Source organism: Tabrizicola sp. (genome assembly GCF_031377265.1).
Lineage (GTDB): Bacteria > Pseudomonadota > Alphaproteobacteria > Rhodobacterales > Rhodobacteraceae > JAUYQR01.
The window spans coordinates 1-15,970 of record NZ_JANMET010000006.1; the positions used below are offsets into that span (position 1 = coordinate 1).

General features: G+C 61.5%; 18 protein-coding genes and 1 pseudogene. 10 read left to right on the top strand and 9 right to left on the bottom strand.

Features of this window, described 5'->3' with window-relative positions:
* Together RMO18_RS00430 and RMO18_RS00435 are read left to right on the top strand one after the other, a co-directional pair.
* Positions 1 to 212: pseudogene (locus RMO18_RS00430) on the top strand (thymidylate synthase (FAD)); the annotation flags it as partial.
* Positions 213 to 617: 405 nt separating this feature from the next.
* Complete coding sequence (locus RMO18_RS00435; RefSeq protein ID WP_309663266.1) at positions 618 to 1,082, top strand: hypothetical protein; 465 nt, start codon at positions 618 to 620, stop codon at positions 1,080 to 1,082.
* A gap of 119 nt (positions 1,083 to 1,201) precedes the next feature.
* On the opposite strand, the gene RMO18_RS00440 is transcribed toward RMO18_RS00435, so the two are convergent.
* Positions 1,202 to 2,206, bottom strand: coding sequence for a peptidoglycan-binding protein (locus tag RMO18_RS00440; protein ID WP_309663267.1), 1,005 nt, complete (start codon positions 2,204 to 2,206; stop codon positions 1,202 to 1,204).
* A 149-nt stretch (positions 2,207 to 2,355) separates the two neighbouring features.
* Between RMO18_RS00440 and RMO18_RS00445 the strand changes: the two genes are divergently transcribed.
* Together RMO18_RS00445 and RMO18_RS00450 are read left to right on the top strand one after the other, a co-directional pair.
* Positions 2,356 to 2,751 (top strand): DUF2177 family protein, encoded by a 396-nt coding sequence (locus RMO18_RS00445; protein ID WP_309663268.1) that lies wholly within the window; start codon positions 2,356 to 2,358, stop codon positions 2,749 to 2,751.
* A 126-nt stretch (positions 2,752 to 2,877) separates the two neighbouring features.
* Positions 2,878 to 3,201, top strand: a complete 324-nt coding sequence (locus RMO18_RS00450) for an ArsC/Spx/MgsR family protein (protein WP_309663269.1) — start codon at positions 2,878 to 2,880, stop codon at positions 3,199 to 3,201.
* On the opposite strand, the gene RMO18_RS00455 is transcribed toward RMO18_RS00450, so the two are convergent.
* From RMO18_RS00455 to thrS, 6 genes are all read right to left on the bottom strand, one after another.
* Entirely contained in the window at positions 3,198 to 3,404 is a 207-nt protein-coding gene (locus RMO18_RS00455) for a cold-shock protein (RefSeq protein ID WP_309663270.1), read from the bottom strand. The two genes, RMO18_RS00450 and RMO18_RS00455, sit on opposite strands and share 4 nt — an antisense overlap.
* Before the next feature lie 137 nt (positions 3,405 to 3,541).
* Positions 3,542 to 4,093, bottom strand: coding sequence for a DoxX family protein (locus RMO18_RS00460; protein WP_309663271.1), 552 nt, complete (start codon positions 4,091 to 4,093; stop codon positions 3,542 to 3,544).
* Positions 4,093 to 4,821 (bottom strand): DNA-binding domain-containing protein, encoded by a 729-nt coding sequence (locus RMO18_RS00465; protein ID WP_309663272.1) that lies wholly within the window; start codon positions 4,819 to 4,821, stop codon positions 4,093 to 4,095. Before RMO18_RS00465 ends, RMO18_RS00460 begins: the two co-directional genes overlap by 1 nt.
* A complete protein-coding gene (locus RMO18_RS00470; protein ID WP_309663273.1) occupies positions 4,818 to 5,666 on the bottom strand; it encodes a DUF692 domain-containing protein in 849 nt (282 codons plus the stop codon). Before RMO18_RS00470 ends, RMO18_RS00465 begins: the two co-directional genes overlap by 4 nt.
* Before the next feature lie 68 nt (positions 5,667 to 5,734).
* A complete protein-coding gene (locus RMO18_RS00475; RefSeq protein ID WP_309663274.1) occupies positions 5,735 to 6,028 on the bottom strand; it encodes a DUF2282 domain-containing protein in 294 nt (97 codons plus the stop codon).
* Positions 6,029 to 6,222: 194 nt separating this feature from the next.
* On the bottom strand, positions 6,223 to 8,169 hold the full coding sequence (thrS, locus tag RMO18_RS00480) for a threonine--tRNA ligase (protein ID WP_309663275.1): 1,947 nt from the start codon (positions 8,167 to 8,169) through the stop codon (positions 6,223 to 6,225).
* A gap of 164 nt (positions 8,170 to 8,333) precedes the next feature.
* On the opposite strand from thrS, the gene RMO18_RS00485 reads away from it, so the two are divergent.
* Positions 8,334 to 9,098 (top strand): alpha/beta hydrolase, encoded by a 765-nt coding sequence (locus RMO18_RS00485; RefSeq protein WP_309663276.1) that lies wholly within the window; start codon positions 8,334 to 8,336, stop codon positions 9,096 to 9,098.
* A 60-nt stretch (positions 9,099 to 9,158) separates the two neighbouring features.
* Positions 9,159 to 9,878, top strand: coding sequence for an alpha/beta fold hydrolase (locus RMO18_RS00490; RefSeq protein WP_309663277.1), 720 nt, complete (start codon positions 9,159 to 9,161; stop codon positions 9,876 to 9,878).
* On the opposite strand, the gene phaZ is transcribed toward RMO18_RS00490, so the two are convergent.
* Positions 9,867 to 11,141, bottom strand: a complete 1,275-nt coding sequence (gene phaZ / locus RMO18_RS00495; RefSeq protein ID WP_309663278.1) for a polyhydroxyalkanoate depolymerase — start codon at positions 11,139 to 11,141, stop codon at positions 9,867 to 9,869. The two genes, RMO18_RS00490 and phaZ, sit on opposite strands and share 12 nt — an antisense overlap.
* A 98-nt stretch (positions 11,142 to 11,239) precedes the next feature.
* On the opposite strand from phaZ, the gene phaC reads away from it, so the two are divergent.
* The 4 genes from phaC (at position 11,240) to RMO18_RS00515 (ending at position 15,289) form a co-directional block, all read left to right on the top strand.
* Positions 11,240 to 13,045 (top strand): class I poly(R)-hydroxyalkanoic acid synthase, encoded by a 1,806-nt coding sequence (gene phaC, locus RMO18_RS00500; RefSeq protein ID WP_309663279.1) that lies wholly within the window; start codon positions 11,240 to 11,242, stop codon positions 13,043 to 13,045.
* 144 nt (positions 13,046 to 13,189) lie between these two features.
* The gene (locus tag RMO18_RS00505) at positions 13,190 to 13,639 is read left to right on the top strand and encodes a Phasin (protein WP_309663283.1); all 450 of its coding nucleotides are present in this window, start codon (positions 13,190 to 13,192) and stop codon (positions 13,637 to 13,639) included.
* A 141-nt stretch (positions 13,640 to 13,780) separates the two neighbouring features.
* A complete protein-coding gene (gene phaR / locus RMO18_RS00510; RefSeq protein ID WP_309663280.1) occupies positions 13,781 to 14,335 on the top strand; it encodes a polyhydroxyalkanoate synthesis repressor PhaR in 555 nt (184 codons plus the stop codon).
* Between the two features lie 3 nt (positions 14,336 to 14,338).
* A complete protein-coding gene (locus RMO18_RS00515; protein ID WP_309663281.1) occupies positions 14,339 to 15,289 on the top strand; it encodes a LysR family transcriptional regulator in 951 nt (316 codons plus the stop codon).
* Here the strand turns inward: RMO18_RS00515 and RMO18_RS00520 are convergent.
* Positions 15,286 to 15,970, bottom strand: a 685-nt coding sequence (locus tag RMO18_RS00520; protein ID WP_309663282.1) for a DegT/DnrJ/EryC1/StrS family aminotransferase, incomplete at its 5' end; no start/stop codon positions are given. The two genes, RMO18_RS00515 and RMO18_RS00520, sit on opposite strands and share 4 nt — an antisense overlap.

Here is a 15,970-nt window from a genome sequence, read left to right on the forward strand (position 1 = left end):
TCCGCGTCTACGCCGAGGCGATTGCGGCCACCGTGCGCGACTGGGTGCCGCTGGCCTATGCGGCGTTTGAGGACTACCGGATGGGCGGGGTGACCCTCTCGGCGAAAGCGATTGCGGTGGTTAAGAGAATGTTAACGGGCGAGGTGGTAACGCAGGAGACCTCCGGCATGTCGAAGGGTGAGTGGCGGGAGTTTGAGGGGGTTTTGGGGTGAGTGATGTCCAGACCTGAAGCCGCACATTTCCTTGCTTCCTACCATAATTTGGAAGACGCTAAGTTCGCAATACAGAGTACTGTGAATGCAGGAATCGGTAGGGACTTATCGGGTCGCCAGCTCCGCGTCTCGTATCTGCTACTTAAACTTCTAGCGCATATCGATTCTCTCTTGAACATTATACAGAACCATTTCCAGTATAGGATCGATCAGTCGAAGCGGTTTAAGTGGCGAAAGACGCGATTTTATCCGTTCGATCATTACTCAATTTGCTCCTTGGGGAGAGTATGTTTCGATGCAGCGTTAATGCTGCACTATGTCTCAGAACCAAAACTGAATATAAATGAATGGAATTTGCGGAGAAAGGTTTTATATCTCCACGATATTTCGAATAGGCATCGATTTATGAAGTTCGCAAAGAAGATCGAAAATAGCAGCGATGAAGAAAAGACTGATGATAAATGGATTATTGATGGACTCGTTTCTGATATTTCGATGCACCTAAGGGATTTGGGACGAGACCCTGACCCAAAATACACGAGCGGCCAGGTGGTTTATGTTGATGGGGCAAGAGGGGCGGTTCGAGAAGCGGGCTGGGATGTCAACGAATGTGAGTTTCAGCAAGCCTACTTGTCAAACTTTGTGCACACGCACCCTGTGAGTTACATGCGTGCAACAGAGCATGCAATCAGCTTTGAAAACCCAAGTCCAGCGCAATATGCAGCAGCACTGGTTGCAGTTTCCACTTCAGTTAAGACCGCCCTAAGCTCTAATGAAAGGTGCCAGAGTTTTCTTAAAAGAAATGGTGACAAACTCGCCGGCTACTTCGATAAGGAAGGCATGCAGATTGGCTCCAGTGGGAATCTGTAGAAGCGTAGGGTGGGTGCCAACCCACCACCCCCAGCCCTCGCAAGCGTGCTCGGGCGTTCGCGGCTGAAAACAGTCCACTGGACTGTTTTCGCCCCGCGCCAAAGGCGCGGGGCCGCCGCTCACCCCCCCGTCTCCACCCGGATCATCCTGACCTGATCCGCCGTCAGATACCCCGTCACCGGCTCGCCCTCATCGCCCTGCCACTCGCCGATCGCGCGGCGGGTGCCCGGTCCGAAATAGCCGTCGGTGCGCAAGGGATTGTAGCCCAGCCGCGTCAGGCGGCGCTGCAGGTCGGCCTTTTCATTCGTTGACAGGCCCAGCAGGCTTTCTTCCAGTGCGGCGGAATTGCCGTCATCGGGCGCCGGGGTCACGCTGCCTGCCTGAGTGCCGATCAGCTTGACCTGTGCCGCCGTCACATAGCCGGTCTGGCTCTGCCGGTTCGCCCGCTGCCAGGCCGAGATTGCCGCCCGCGTCCGGCTGCCCCACAACCCGTCAGCCACACCCGCATCATAGCCGATCTTCGTCAACTGGCGCTGGATGTTGGTGCGCTGGGTGCGGGTCAGGCCAAGCGACGCCTCCACCTGTGCCGCCGAAAGGTTGCCCGGCGGGGTTTCATCATCGGGCGGGGTCACCACCACGCCACCCACCAGCGCGCGCAGTTGCGCCCCGGTCAGATAGCCGGTCGCCGTCTCGCCCTCATCCCGCTGCCAGGTGGCAATGGCGTTGCGGGTGTTGCGGCCCCAGGTGCCATCGGCGCCATAGGTGTTGTAGCCCAGCCGCGTCAACCGGCGCTGCACCGCGATGCGTTGCGAATAGGTGATGCCCAGCCGCGCCTCGGCCTGCGCTGCAGCGGCGGTGGACCCTTCGACCGGCACGCCAAGCCGTGCCAGCGCCTGCTCGGCATTGGTGCGGTACTTGCCCTTCGGGAACTTGGCCAGATAGCCGCGATAAGCGCTGGCCGTGTTGGCCTCCTGCGCCGCAATATAGGCGTTACGGTCCAGCTCCTGCTGGATCAGGCCTTGGGCCAATCCGCCAAGCAAGTCCTCGAAGTCGCTTTGCGCAGCGACCGGGGTGGTCAGGCCAAGGCTGGCCGCCAGAATCAGCGGCAAAGTGAAAGACCGCATGGGGCATCCTTTCAGGTAGGGGGCGGCCATGGGCGGCCGCTAACCTGATACAACGCGCAGCCCCGGGTTTGGTTGCATCTGCGCCGCCATCGCCCGTTGCTCTGGTCCGGTCATCATTTCAGATTACCTTTGTACAAAGGAGCCCCACCATGCAAATCGCCACCCTTTACGTCACCACCGCCACCGTCTTCCTGATCCTCGACGGGTTGATGCTGACCTTTGTGATGAAACCCCTGTTCACCCGCCACATCGGTGCGTGGCTGATCGAACCGATCCGCTACGTGCCTGCGGGCCTGTTTTATGCGGCCTATGTCGCCGGGCTGATCTACCTCGTCAGCCTGCCCGCCCTGAAAACCGGTGCGCCCATCGTGATCCCCGCAGCGATCATCGGTGCCATGGCCTATGGCACCTACGAATTCACCAGCTACGCGATCCTGCGCGACTGGCACTGGCAGATGGTCGCCACAGATTTCCTCTGGGGCACGGTCCTCACCGCCTTTTCCGCCTGGGCCGGGGTGACGCTCACCCGGATGATCACCGCCTGACCAAAGCCGGATGCCCTTGCGGCCCCGGCGCAAAGTGTTAACAATCCCCTAAAGCCGCTACCCTAACCCGTTGATTTTACTGACCCCGAAACCTTGTCCACGCGTGGACACCCCCCGGACAGACCCATGATCCTCTACGGCATCCCCACCTGCGACACCTGCAAGAAGGCCCTGAAAACCCTGCAAGCCGCGGGCCGCGACGTCACCTTCCGCGACGTCCGCGCCCAGCCCCTGACCCTGCCCGAGATCGAGGCCATCACCCACGAATTCGGCGACAGGGCCGTGAACAAACAGTCCACCACCTACCGCGCCTTCAACGATTTCCTGAAAGCCTCCGACACCGAGGCGCAAATAGCCGCCCAGCCAACCGTCCTGAAACGGCCGATCATCCAGGACGGCACCACCTGGTACCTCGGCTGGGACGAAGGCGTCGAGGCCGCGCTGACCTAAAGCAGCCGCAGATCGCCCGCAGACTCTTTCCCGTCGCGGCCCGACTGCAGCTCGTAGCCGATCTTCTGGTTGTCGTTCAGCCCCTTCAACCCGGCGCGCTCCACCGCCGAGATGTGCACAAACACATCCTTGCCCCCATTGTCAGGCGCAATAAACCCATAACCCTTGGTCGAGTTGAACCACTTCACGGTGCCTGTCGGCATGCCGCATCTCCTCTCAGTACCCCCCCGCGGCGCCATTGCCACGAGCCGTGCAATCAGGACTTCCAGGGCCTTCGTTCCGAGAGGCGATCAGGAATTCTGTCGTCACTGCCCAAATGATGCCAATGATTCGCCGAAAATCAAGCAGGAAGGCCGTTCAGGGCGCGCGCGAGCACCCGATCCGCCGAAATCGGCCCGGCGCCCTTCAGGATCAGCACCAGAAACAGCAGCACCCAGAACGCCCGCTGGTCAAGGATCAGCGCGTCTGGCACCCGGTCGAACCACGCGCCAACCGTCTCTGGGCCAGCGAGATGGCCGAAAACATCGGTCAAGCTTTGCATCAGGATGAAGCCGATCATGCCAAGTGCGGCCAGACGGGTGAACAGGCCCACAACGATCAGCGCCGGCAGCACAAACTCCGCCCAGGTACCGGCCAGAACCACCAGCCACGGCCAAAGGCCGAGCTGGCTCGCGTCGTAGCCTGCCGTCTCGAAAAGCCGTGGGAATATCTGCGCATAGGCCCCGACCGATGGCGAGAAAATCCCGTCACCCAGTTTGGTCACCGCGGACGCCCAGAAGTAGCCCAGCAGAACCCCGGCAAATACCAGCCTTGCGGCGGTGGGCAGCATCCAGTCGCCCATGCGATCAGATACCGCCGCCGTTTGGCGGTAGAAAGTCATCAGTCTGTTCATCAGAAAACTCCCAAAATCGCTTTGCCGGGGATCAGCAGACCCAGCACGCCTGCAAGGTCCAGCGCCTCCCCAGCGTCTTCGATGCTTTCGCCGAAGGTCTTTCCTGCCTGCAGTCCGGCAAGAAACACGGCGCCCCCCGCAGGCAGCAGATGCGGGCGCGGATCGAACGCCGCGCGCAGCACCACGACATCCTGCGCTTCAGCTTTTGGCGCGGGGCCGCCGTCCGTGTTTGCAGCCCAGATCGCGTACAGCGGCCAGGGCGAGCGGACCAGCCGCAGCGACGGCGCGAGGCTTACCCGCAGATCCGCCAGATCTTCACCCAATAGGCGCTGAAACTCCGCATCCGGCAGCGGCGTGCTGTCGGCGGCATGATAGCTTTCCCGGATCGCCTGATCCAGCCGCGCCACGTCCGGCAGGTAGCCAAGATGCGCCACCGGCAGAAAAGTCGCCAGAAAGTCTGGAAATTCAGCGCCATACAGCATCAGCATCCGTGACTTCGGCGGATGCGCGCGCAGAAAGACCACGGCCATCGCGCCAAAGAACTCTTCGCCCACAAGCTTGCGAAGCGTGGGAAAGGCCGCTTCCAGAACCTCGCGCAGCGATGAGGCGACGTTGTTGCGGTAAACCGAAAACCGCTTTGGCGCAGGCCGCCCTTGCGGATCGACGATGCCATCGGGAACGGCGGCGTCAGGGTTCAACAGGGCTTGTGCAAAGGCGGCCTGGGTCATCTGACCTGCTCCAGCACAGCGGCCGCACGGGCAGCTTCGGCCGCCAGCACCGGCCACGCTGGCACATCGTTGTCCCATTCGATCAGCGTCGGGCGCGGCCCGCCCAGCGCAATCACCTGCGCGTAAAGTGCCCAGACCGGATCGACGACCTCAGTCCCATGACTGTCGATCAGCAAAGGATTGCCGTTGTCGTCCGCGTCGACATGGTGGCCGCCCAGATGGATCTCGCCCACATGCTGCAACGGAAAGGCCTGCACATAGCCGAGCGGGTCATAGTTCTGATTGGTGCCAGAGACATAGACGTTGTTTACATCCAGCAGCAACCCGCATCCGCTGCGCTGCGCGATCTCGGACAGGAAGTCCACCTCGGCCATCGTCGTCTCGGCAAAGGCCACATAGGTGGAGGGGTTTTCCAACAGCATCCGCCGGCCCAGTACCTCTTGCACCTCATCGATATGCGCCACGACGCGGGACAGGGTCGCCTCAGTGTAGGGCAGCGGCAGCAGGTCATTCAGGAACGATCCCTCATGCGTCGACCATGCCAGATGTTCGGAAAAACTGGCCGGGTTCAGCCAGCCGCACAGGTGTTTCAGCCGCGCCAGATGATCGGCATCCAGCCGCCCTTCGCCACCGATCGAAAGCCCCACGCCATGTACCGAAATTGGAAAACGTTCTGCCAGATGGCGCAGTTGCGCCAGCGGGCGACCGCCTTCGCCCATGTAGTTTTCTGCATGGATCTCCAGCCAGCCCACGGGGGCGGGTGCTGCAAGCAGGTCGGCAAAATGCTGCGGCTTGTAGCCAACGCCGGGGCGGGGCGGCAGGGAAAGCTGGGTCTGATCTAGCATGTTGGCCTCCGTCGTGAATGCGCCCTCCCGGTGCAAGGTCCGGAAGGGCGGAGAGCGTTTCCTGCTGATCAGCCAGCCATGTCGCGGTCAAGCGCCTCCATCGAGCCCATGCGGCCGTCCGGCAGTTCCATCGTGGCGCAGGTGCCAGCCGGAACCAGCGTCCAGGCGTTGCCCTGATAGTCAACCTTCGAGGTGCCAGCGCAGGTGGTGCCTTCACCGGCCTTGCAGTCATTTTTGCCAGCCAGGGCCACGCCAAAGCACTTTTCCATAGCGTCCTCAGCATGCGCAGGAACCGAGAACTGAGCCGACAGAGCAGCTGCCAGAGCACCGGCGATGACCAGCGAATTGGATTTGTAAGACATATGTTGATCCCTTTGGTTGATGGTTATCGCGTCACTTGCGATGCCATAGGAATAGGGTGACGGTACGTTCACAAGCGACACACGGATCTGTGCAACACAGCCCTGTGACCACATGGGTGCCCCACAGCATTCGCATAAATTCAAGAAGCGCCGGGACTGGCCCGGCGCCTTTCGTTATATTTCATAGCCTTGTGTCAGTGCCCGGCGGGGGGCAGCGCCGCAAATCCAAATTCGGCCACGGCGGCATCAAGGCTGATAACCTCGGTTCTTGTTTCACCCAAACGGCGAACTGAAACAGTCCGGCTCTCCACTTCCTGCATCCCCACAGCCAGGATCACGGGAACTTTGCCGACCGAGTGTTCGCGGACCTTGTAGTTGATCTTTTCGTTGCGCACGTCCGCCTCGGCCCGCACACCCGCGCGGCGCAGTGCAGCGACAGCTTCATGCACCAGCCCGTCGGCATCCGACACGATGGAAGCCACCACAACCTGCCGCGGCGCCAGCCAGAACGGCAGCTTGCCCGCGTAGTTTTCCAAAAGGATGCCGATGAACCGCTCGAACGACCCAAGGATCGCGCGATGCAGCATGTAGGGGCGGTGCTTCTGACCATCCTCGCCAACATATTCGGCACCCAGCCGGTCAGGCAGGTTCGGGTCAACCTGGAACGTCCCGAGCTGCCATTTGCGCCCGATCGCATCGGTCAGCTTGAAGTCCAGCTTTGGTCCATAGAACGCACCTTCGCCCGGATCGACCACATAGGGGACACCCGCCCCCTTGATCGCAGCCTCGAGCATACCCTCGACCTTGTCCCATGTCGCATCGTCCCCGATACGCACATCCGGGCGGGTCGAGAACATGATCTCGAACTGGTCAAAACCAAGGTCCTTGTAGACGCTGGCCAAAAGCTTGATGAAGCTTTCGCATTCCGCACCGATCTGGTCTTCCGTGCAGAAGATATGCGCGTCGTCTTGCGTGAAGCCGCGCACCCGCATCAGCCCATGCATCGAGCCTGAAGATTCATACCGGTGGCAGGACCCGAACTCTGCCAGTCTTAGCGGCAGGTCGCGGTAGCTTTTCAAGCCCTGATTATACACCTGTACATGGCAGGGGCAGTTCATCGGTTTCAGTGCGTTGATGCGTTTTTCCTTCGCACCTTCTTCGTCGACCTCCACCAGAAACATGTTCTCGCGGTAGGCTTCCCAATGCCCCGACCGCTCCCACAGCACCCGGTCCACCACTTGCGGCGTGCGGATTTCCTTGTAGCCCGCCGCGCGCTGCCGCCCACGCATGTAATCTTCCAGCTGGCGATAGATCGTCCAGCCGTTCGGGTGCCAGAATACCATGCCCGGCGCTTCTTCCTGCAAATGGAACAGCTCCATCTCGCGGCCAAGCTTGCGGTGGTCGCGTTTGGCGGCCTCCTCCAGCATGGTCATGTGGGCCTTGAGATCCTCGCGGTTCTTGAACGCCACACCATAGATGCGCTGCAGCATCGGGCGGCTGGCATCGCCCAGCCAATAGGCCCCCGCTACATGCGTCAGCTTGAAGGCGTCCGCCGGAACCTGCCCCGTATGCTGCAAGTGCGGCCCCCGGCACAGGTCCTGCCAGGTGCCGTGCCAATACATCCGCAGGTCCTGATCTTCCGGAATGCGGTCGATCAGCTCCAGCTTGAACGGCTCGTGGCGACCCCGGTAATACTCCACCGCCCGCGCGCGCTCCCACACCTCGGTCCGCACTGGTTCGCGGGCGTTGATGATCTGCTTCATCCGCGCCTCTATCTGGCCGAGGTCCTCCGGCGAGAATGGCTCTTCCCGGTCGAAGTCATAAAACCAGCCGTAATCGCGCACCGGGCCGATGGTCACCTTCACGTCCGGCCAGATTTCCTGCACCGCGCGCGCCATGATATGGGCGCAGTCGTGGCGGATCAGTTCCAGCGCCTGCGCGTCATCGGCCAGCGTGTGAATGGCAATCGTGGCATCGCCAGCAATCGGCCAGGCCAGATCCCAATGCGCGCCGTTCACGCTTGCGGAGATCGCCTTTTTCGCCAGTCCCGGCGCAATCGAGGCCGCCACTTCGGCAGGCGTCACGCCTGCCGCATAGTCGCGTCGGTTGCCGTCGGGGAATGTCAGGGAAATCGTGGACATCGCGGTCCTCCTCGTCATTTTGGCGCCTACGAAACGCCCGGTTGCGGGTTATGTCGGCGCGTTTCTTGCCTTGGGCGAGGGGCATTGTCAACCGAAAGGCGGTTCCTTGCGCGTGGTCGCGGGGCGGGCTGCCCTGACCGTCGCCGCGCTGCTATACGGGGGGCATGACAACATTCATCACCACACCGCAAGGCCGCCACATCGCCTATTCCCGAACTCCCGGAAAGGAGCCGGGAATTGTGTTCCTTGGCGGTTTCAAATCCGACATGACCGGGTCAAAGGCCATGCACCTGCAAGCCTGGGCCGAAAGCAACGGCCGCGCCTTTGTGCGGTTTGATTACTCCGGTCATGGCCGCTCGCACGGGGAATTCACTGATGGCGCGATCACCGACTGGTTCGAGGACGCGCGCGCCCTGATCGAAGTGCTGACCGAAGGCCCGCAAATCCTGGTCGGCTCGTCCATGGGCGGCTGGATTGCGCTGCTGCTGGCCCGCGTGTTGCCAGAAAGGGTCTGTGGCCTTGTCGGCATCGCCTCGGCACCAGACTTTACCGAAACCATCTGGGAAACCGAATTCTCGACGGCAGATCGCGCCCGTCTGCTGGCCGAAGGGCAGGTGGAGCGGCCCTCGGCCTATTCCGCTGATCCATACGTTATCACCCAACGCCTGATCGAAGATGGTCGCCGGAATCTGGTGCTGGACACCCCGCTGTCGCTGCCGTTTCCGGTGCGCCTGCTGCAGGGCAGTGCCGACCCTGACGTACCGGTTGCGCGGGCCATGGCGTTGTTCGACCACGCAACCGGTCCGGATATTCGCCTGACTCTGGTCAAAGATGCAGATCACCGCTTTTCAACCCCGGCGTGTCTGGGCATGATCACAGACATGCTGGAAGACATCCTAAGGGGACGTGCTGATGCCGCTGGCCGCTAGGGCTAAGACCGCGATCTGTTCTTGTGCGACCCGTTCTTGTGCGACCCGTTCTTGCGCAACATGTCTGCGGTGACCGATCCGCTGGTCGTCATCCCCGGCTTCATGGCCGATGCACGGTCGTTCTTGCCACAACTGGTGCAGCTTGGGGCCAGCCGCCTGATTGTGCTGATCCTGCCGACGCAGGGCGAAAGCGTGGAACAGATCAGCAAGGCGGCTCTGCCCATGCTGCCGCCTAAATTTGCCTTGCTGGGGCATGGTTTGGGTGGCGCTGTGGCGATAGACATCCTGCGTCGGATGCCAAATGCCGTGGCCCGGATCGCCTTGATCGCGACCGACCCGTTGACCGAACCGCCGCAAACCGCCGCGGCGCGTGAAATCCAGGTGGTGGCCGCCAAGTCGGGCAAGCTGGCCGAAGCAATGACGCATGAAATCCCGCTGACCGCCCTCGCCGAAACCCAGTGGCGCGAGGATGTCATGGCTTTGGTGCAGGATATGGCCGCTGGCCTTGGCCCCGATCAGTTTCAGCGCCAGTCGCGCGCCCTGCAGCGCCGCCCGGACCAGCAAAAAACCTTGCGCAGTTCCAAGGTGCCTGCCCTCATTCTGGCCGGGGCGGCAGACACGATAGTACCTGTCCGCCGGGCCGAATTTCTGGCCGGTCTGATGCCTTCTGCGCGCCTGCACGTGATCGAAGCTGCAGGTCATCTGCCGCAGTTGGAGCAGCCTGAAGCCGTCTCAAAGGTCTTGGCAGAGTTTCTGGCCGGCCCGTTGTTACTGCGATGAGGCGAGGCTGATCTTGGCCTTCTTGCCAGCCGTGCCGGAATTCGCGTCGATGAAGTTCAGCACCAGTGGGCGGATGTTCAGACGCCAGCTTTTTCCGGCAAAGATGCCGTAATGACCTGCGCCCGGCTCCAGATGTTGTGCCTTCTTGTCCTCCGGCAGCCCGGTCAACAGCTTTAGCGCGGCCACACACTGGCCCGGCGCGCTGATATCGTCATTCGCGCCTTCAACGGTCATCACCGCAACCTTGGTGATCGCCCCAAGATCAACCGGCTTGCCCGCCACGACGAAACTGTTGGTGGCAATCTCGCGGTTCTTGAAGATCCGCTCTACGGTCGACAGATAGAATTCGGCCGTCATATCCATCACCGACAGATATTCGTCGTAGAACCGGTTGTGGGCGTCAAAGTCGCTGGCCTCGCCGCGCGACACCCGGAAGATCTGTTCTGTAAAGGCCTTGTTGTGGCGCTCGGCATTCATCGCGATAAAGCTTTGCAGCTGCAAAAGCCCCGGATAGACCATCCGACCCGCGCCCTTGTGCTGAAACCCGACGCGCTGGATCGCCATATGTTCCAGCTGGCCCATCGTCACGCGGCGGCCAAAATCGGTCACTTCGGTTGCGGCGGCATCGGGGTCAACCGGACCGCCGATCAGCGTCAGGCTGCGCGGCTGGGCATTCGGATCTTCGCCCGCCAGATAGGCGGTTGCGGCAAGCGTCAGCGGCACTGGCTGACAGACCGCGATCACATGCGTGTCCGGCCCCATCGCGCGGATGAATTCCGCCAGATACAGCGTGTAATCCTCGATGTCGAATTTTCCCGCGCTGACCGGAATGTCACGCGCATTGTGCCAATCGGTCACAAACACGTCGGCATCCGGCAGCAAGCTTGCGACAGTTGACCTTAGCAGCGTTGCATAATGCCCCGACATCGGCGCCACCAGCAGCACCCTGCGCGCCATCGGCGCACGGCGGCGCACGTGAAACTGCACCAGGTCGCCGAACGGCTTTTCCACCACCTGCAGCACGTCCACCAGATGGTCCTGCCCGTCCGGCCCCACGATCGACCGGATGCCCCAATCCGGTTTCGCCACCATCCGGCTGAAGGTCCGCTCCGTCACCTCGCCCCATGCGGCCATCAATGGCAGCATCGGGTTCATCGACATTGCGAACGCCGGATAGGACGCCATGGCCCGTGCCGTCGCGCCCAACCACTCATTGGTGTTGCGCGCGCTTTCCATCAGGTCATAGGTGAACATATACTTCATCACGTCTCCTTGCCCGGGGCGGGCGTCCGGCGCATAACTTGCCAATGGTCAGGCAACGAAATGCTGCATAGCGGCGAAGATAGGGTGGAAACGTTAGCATGACAACAGAAGACCGCACCCCCGACCCAACATCTGCCGAAGCCGAGGCACGAACCACACGCCTCAACGCCAACCTTGCAAAGGTTGACGAGCTGTCAAAACGCCTGACCGCAGCCCTTACGCACCGGCGTCAGGCCGACCCGGCGCTGGCCGGCCCCGCGCCGGATGTCTACATGAAAGCCGCCGCCGCCTATCTGGCCGAGATGATGCAAAACCCCGCCCGGGTGGTGGAACATCAGGTCAGCTATTGGGGCAAGACCCTGAAGCATTACGTCGAGGCGCAGCAAACGCTTGCAAAGGGCGAATTCAAGGCCCCGCCCGACCCCGGCCCGACCGACCGGCGTTTTCAGAACCCGCTGTGGGAAACCCACCCGTTCTTCAACTACCTCAAGCAGCAATACCTGCTGAACTCCGAAGCGATCTCAACTGCCGTGGGCGACATGGAGGCGCTGGATGATGCGGACAAGCGACGCGTGGAATACTTCACCCGCCAGATCGTCGATATGTTCTCGCCGACCAATTTCCTCGGCACCAACCCCGATGCGCTGGAAAAGGCCGTGGCCACCGATGGCGAAAGCCTGGTGCAGGGCCTCGAAAACCTGGTGCGCGACATCGAGGGCAATCAGGGCGATCTGGTGGTCACGCTGGCCGACAAAGCCGCCTTCCAGGTGGGCGAAAACCTTGCCACCACCCCGGGTGAGGTTGTCTACCGCAACCGGATGCTGGAACTGATCCAGTACACGCCGACCACTGAAACCGTCCACAAGACGCCATTGCTGATCTTTCCGCCATGGATCAACAAGTTCTACATCATGGACCTGAAGCCGCAGAATTCGCTGATCAAGTGGATCGTCGATCAAGGCTTCACGCTGTTCGTCGTGTCCTGGGTCAACCCCGATGCGACCTATGCCGGCACCAGCCTTGACGACTACATCCGCGAAGGCTTCTTGCGCGCGATGGCTGAAGTGCGCCGCATCACCGGCGAGCCGCAGATCAACGCGATCGGCTATTGTATCGCTGGCACCACGCTGGGCCTGACACTGGCGCATCTGCAAAAAGCCGGGGATCACAGCGTCAATTCCGCTACTTTCTTCACCACCCTGGCCGATTTCTCCGACCCCGGCGAGGTGGGCGTGTTCCTTAACAACGACTTCGTCGATGGCATCGAACGCCAGACCGCCGTTGACGGCATTCTGTCCAAAGTCTTCATGTCGCGCACCTTCAGCTTCCTGCGCTCCAACGACCTTATCTACTCGCCGGCGATCAAAAGCTACATGATGGGCGAGGCCCCGCCCGCCTTCGATCTCCTGTACTGGAACGGCGATGGCACCAACCTGCCCGCCAGGATGGCCCTCGAATACCTGCGCGGTCTGTGTCAGGGCGACGGCTTTGCGCTTGGCACCTTCCCGGTGTTCGGCAATCCGGTCAGTCTGCATGACATCAAGCTGCCCATGTGCGCCATCGCCTGTGAAACCGACCACATCGCCCATTGGCGCGGCAGCTTTAACAGTGTTCGGCAGATGGGGTCTGACGACAAGACCTTCATCCTGTCGGAAAGCGGCCACATCGCCGGAATCATCAACCCGCCGTCAAAAAACAAATACGGCCACTACACCAACGATGGCCCGGTGTCGGGAGAGCCCGAGGCTTGGCTGAAGGGCGCTACCTTTCATAAAGGCAGTTGGTGGCCGCGCTGGAAAGACTGGCTCGCCGCCCGCTCGGGCCCGCAAGTGAAAGCCCGTGTTCCAACTGATTCTCTGTGCCCTGCACCGGGCACTTATGTGTCCGCCACCCGGCAGGACTGACATTTCAGCGGCTTTACGATGGGTTATGCGATCGCGGCCAGATTTACGCTGCGTTGCAGAAAGCCCCTTGAAATGCTGCGCTGCAGCATGTATATGTCTTGCATCAAATCCCGGCCGATACCCGGACATGCAGGAGCATATGAAATGACCAAGACCCCAGATTTTGCCAAGACCATGCAAGACATGATGGCTTCGTTCCCGGTTGACGCTTCGGCCTTCCAGAACGCATTCAAGACCCAGGCTGCTTTCGCAGAGAAATTCTCGAAGGTCGCACTGGAAGCCGCTGAAAAGTCCACCGAGATCACCTCGAAGTGGGCAAAGGACTCCATCGCCAAGCTTTCGGACGTGTCCAAAGCCAAAGCCGAGCCGACCGATTACACCAAATCGGTAACTGACTTCGCTTCGGCAGCCGCTGAAATGGCTTCGGAAAACATGGCAGCTTTCGCTGAAGTTGCGAAAAAAGTGCAGATGGAAACCGTCGAGCTGATGTTGGCTGCCGGCAAGGACATGTCGGAAGACGCGACCGCCGCTGTCAAGAAGGCCACCGCCGAAGTGACGACCGCTGCCAAGAAAGCCGCAGCCGCTGCAAAGTAATCCCTTCGGGGAAGCGCTGCCTTCTCCTCCAAAGGGCCGCGCTGACAGGGCGGGCACGGGTTTACCCCCGTGCCCGCCCTTTCTTTTTCTGCGGCCCTGCCATAAGCTTCTCTGCAAGCGCATAAAACCAAGGGGGCCCAGATGGCCGACACTGCCAAGCCGCTGCTGATCAAGCGCTATGCCAGCCGCCGCCTGTACAACACCGAAACCTCCGATTACGTGACGCTGGAAGACATTGCCGGCTTCATCCGCACTGGCCGCGAAGTGCAGATCGTCGATCTGAAATCCGGCGATGATCTGACACGCCAATACTTGCTGCAGATCGTGGCGGAACACGAATCCAAAGGCGAAAGCGTGCTGCCCGTCGATGTGCTGACCGACCTCGTACGCAGTTACACCAGCGGCGTGCAGTCGATCGTGCCGCAGTTCCTCGCCTCATCGTTCGAGATGCTGCGCGAAAGCCAGACCAAGATGATGGAAAACCTGACCACCTTCCCAAACCCGATGGCCGCGGTCCCGGGGTTCGACGCGATCCGCAAACAGCAAGAGGCGTTCCTCAAGACCATGCTTGGCGGCATGCCTGCGTGGAGCGGCTCTGGCCCCGCCCGCGAAGAAGAAGCCGCCACCAGCTCCGACGACATTGCTGACATCAAGAAGCAGCTTGCCGAACTTCAGCAAAAGCTCTCCCGTCTTTGACCGATGGCTGAACCGGAGGGCCGTGTCACACTCTGGGGGATCGAGGTCTTCCTGTCGGCGGCGGATGAGGGTGCTATTTCTGCTGCAGCCCGACGTCTTGGCGTCAGCCCCTCTGCCGTAAGCCAACAGTTATCCGGGCTGGAAGCAGCCCTTGGCACCCAGCTTCTCGACCGTTCCGCCCGGCCAATGCGGATGACCACGGCGGGGACGATCTTTCGCCGCCACGCCCAGATGATCCTGAACTCCGCCGCCGAGGCCAAGGCCGAACTTGCGATGGCCGACCTCGCGGGGCTGACCACCCTGCGGCTCGGGATGATCGAGGATTTCGACAGCGATGTTACCCCGCGCCTGCTGACACGGCTGGCGCAGGATCTGCGCGGCTGCCGCTTCCTGCTGGAAACCGGGGCCAGCCACCGCTTGCTTGATCAGCTGGAAACCCGCGCGCTCGACATTGTGGTCGCCGCCGATTTCGGGGCGGAGCTTGCGGGCGATGCTGACTGGCGCGAGGTTCACCCCCTGCTCAGCGAACCCTTCGTTGCCGTGACGCCCCCCGGTCGCACGCCCGAAGACCTGCCGCTGATCCAGTACACCGCGCGCCACCTGATGGGCCGCCAGATCGCTGCGCATCTGTCACGCCTCGGGCTGAAACCCGCCCACCGGTTCGAGCTCGACAGCTATCCCGCGATTCTTGCAATGGTTGCAGGCGGCGAAGGCTGGACCATCCTGACCCCGCTCGCCCTGCATCAGGCCCGCGCCTTTCGCGAACAGATCGAGGTTCACCCCCTGCCCTTTGCGCCGCTGGAACGCACCCTGTCACTGTCCACCCGCGCTGGCATTCTGCGCGACATGCCACTGCACATCGCCGGGCATCTGAAAGCCTTGATCGACAGCGAGGTTATCGGCCCGGCACTTGCAAGCTGGCCCTGGCTCAGCCCCAGTCTGCGCGTGCTTTAGGCCTTGGCGTCAAGCGCCGCACCAACCAGCGCATCGGCGATGTAATCCAGTTCTGCCACGGTCAGCCGCGTCGGCAGCCGCACATCGCAGGCCCGCATCAGCATGGCCCGGGTTTGTGGCAGGTCGGGCTGCTCGCCCAGGAACTGCCAGTTCCAGAACGCCCGCGCATTGCCCTCGCTTAACCCGAAGACCTGCACCGACACGCCACGTGCCTTGGCCGCGGCCTGAAAGCCCAGCGCCTCGGCATCGCTCCAGCCTCCGGCCAGATTGAACTGAATCGAATCCGGCGCACGTTCTTCTTGCGCCAAGGGCGGTGGCACGTCCAGCCAAGGCGAACCGTTCAGCCGGCCCGCGACATGATCATGGTTCGCACGCCCCTTCTCCACCCGCTCCGCCACCAGCGGCAGTTGCGGCCGGATCACCGCCGCCGACAGGTTCTGCATCCGCAGATTGTACAACGGCAGCTTGTTTTGCCAGTGCGCGCAGGAATTTGACAGGCCCGGATGCTTTTTCCAATTCGTCTCATACGCGCCCGACATGATGATCGCCCGCGCGGCGATTTCCGGATCGTCAGTGATCAGGATGCCGCCCTCGCCCGCATTCACCAGCTTGTAGGACTGAAAGCTGAAGCAGCCGACCTTGCCCACAGTGCCGATCTTGCGCCCGCCCCAAACGGTGCCC

Excerpts from the sequence above, each read along its gene's own strand:
- RMO18_RS00445 (WP_309663268.1), top strand. The coding sequence starts at position 2,356 with ATGCAAATCGCCACCCTTTACGTCACCACCGCCACCGTCTTCCTGATC.
- RMO18_RS00490 (WP_309663277.1), top strand. The coding sequence starts at position 9,159 with ATGTCTGCGGTGACCGATCCGCTGGTCGTCATCCCCGGCTTCATGGCC.
- RMO18_RS00440 (WP_309663267.1), bottom strand. The coding sequence starts at position 2,206 with ATGCGGTCTTTCACTTTGCCGCTGATTCTGGCGGCCAGCCTTGGCCTG.
- RMO18_RS00435 (WP_309663266.1), top strand. The coding sequence starts at position 618 with ATGAAGTTCGCAAAGAAGATCGAAAATAGCAGCGATGAAGAAAAGACT.
- RMO18_RS00475 (WP_309663274.1), bottom strand. The coding sequence starts at position 6,028 with ATGTCTTACAAATCCAATTCGCTGGTCATCGCCGGTGCTCTGGCAGCT.
- RMO18_RS00460 (WP_309663271.1), bottom strand. The coding sequence starts at position 4,093 with ATGAACAGACTGATGACTTTCTACCGCCAAACGGCGGCGGTATCTGAT.
- RMO18_RS00455 (WP_309663270.1), bottom strand. The coding sequence starts at position 3,404 with ATGCCGACAGGCACCGTGAAGTGGTTCAACTCGACCAAGGGTTATGGG.
- RMO18_RS00515 (WP_309663281.1), top strand. The coding sequence starts at position 14,339 with ATGGCTGAACCGGAGGGCCGTGTCACACTCTGGGGGATCGAGGTCTTC.
- phaZ (WP_309663278.1), bottom strand. The coding sequence starts at position 11,141 with ATGAAGTATATGTTCACCTATGACCTGATGGAAAGCGCGCGCAACACC.
- phaR (WP_309663280.1), top strand. The coding sequence starts at position 13,781 with ATGGCCGACACTGCCAAGCCGCTGCTGATCAAGCGCTATGCCAGCCGC.
- phaC (WP_309663279.1), top strand. The coding sequence starts at position 11,240 with ATGACAACAGAAGACCGCACCCCCGACCCAACATCTGCCGAAGCCGAG.
- RMO18_RS00485 (WP_309663276.1), top strand. The coding sequence starts at position 8,334 with ATGACAACATTCATCACCACACCGCAAGGCCGCCACATCGCCTATTCC.
- RMO18_RS00470 (WP_309663273.1), bottom strand. The coding sequence starts at position 5,666 with ATGCTAGATCAGACCCAGCTTTCCCTGCCGCCCCGCCCCGGCGTTGGC.
- RMO18_RS00450 (WP_309663269.1), top strand. The coding sequence starts at position 2,878 with ATGATCCTCTACGGCATCCCCACCTGCGACACCTGCAAGAAGGCCCTG.
- RMO18_RS00465 (WP_309663272.1), bottom strand. The coding sequence starts at position 4,821 with ATGACCCAGGCCGCCTTTGCACAAGCCCTGTTGAACCCTGACGCCGCC.
- RMO18_RS00505 (WP_309663283.1), top strand. The coding sequence starts at position 13,190 with ATGACCAAGACCCCAGATTTTGCCAAGACCATGCAAGACATGATGGCT.
- thrS (WP_309663275.1), bottom strand. The coding sequence starts at position 8,169 with ATGTCCACGATTTCCCTGACATTCCCCGACGGCAACCGACGCGACTAT.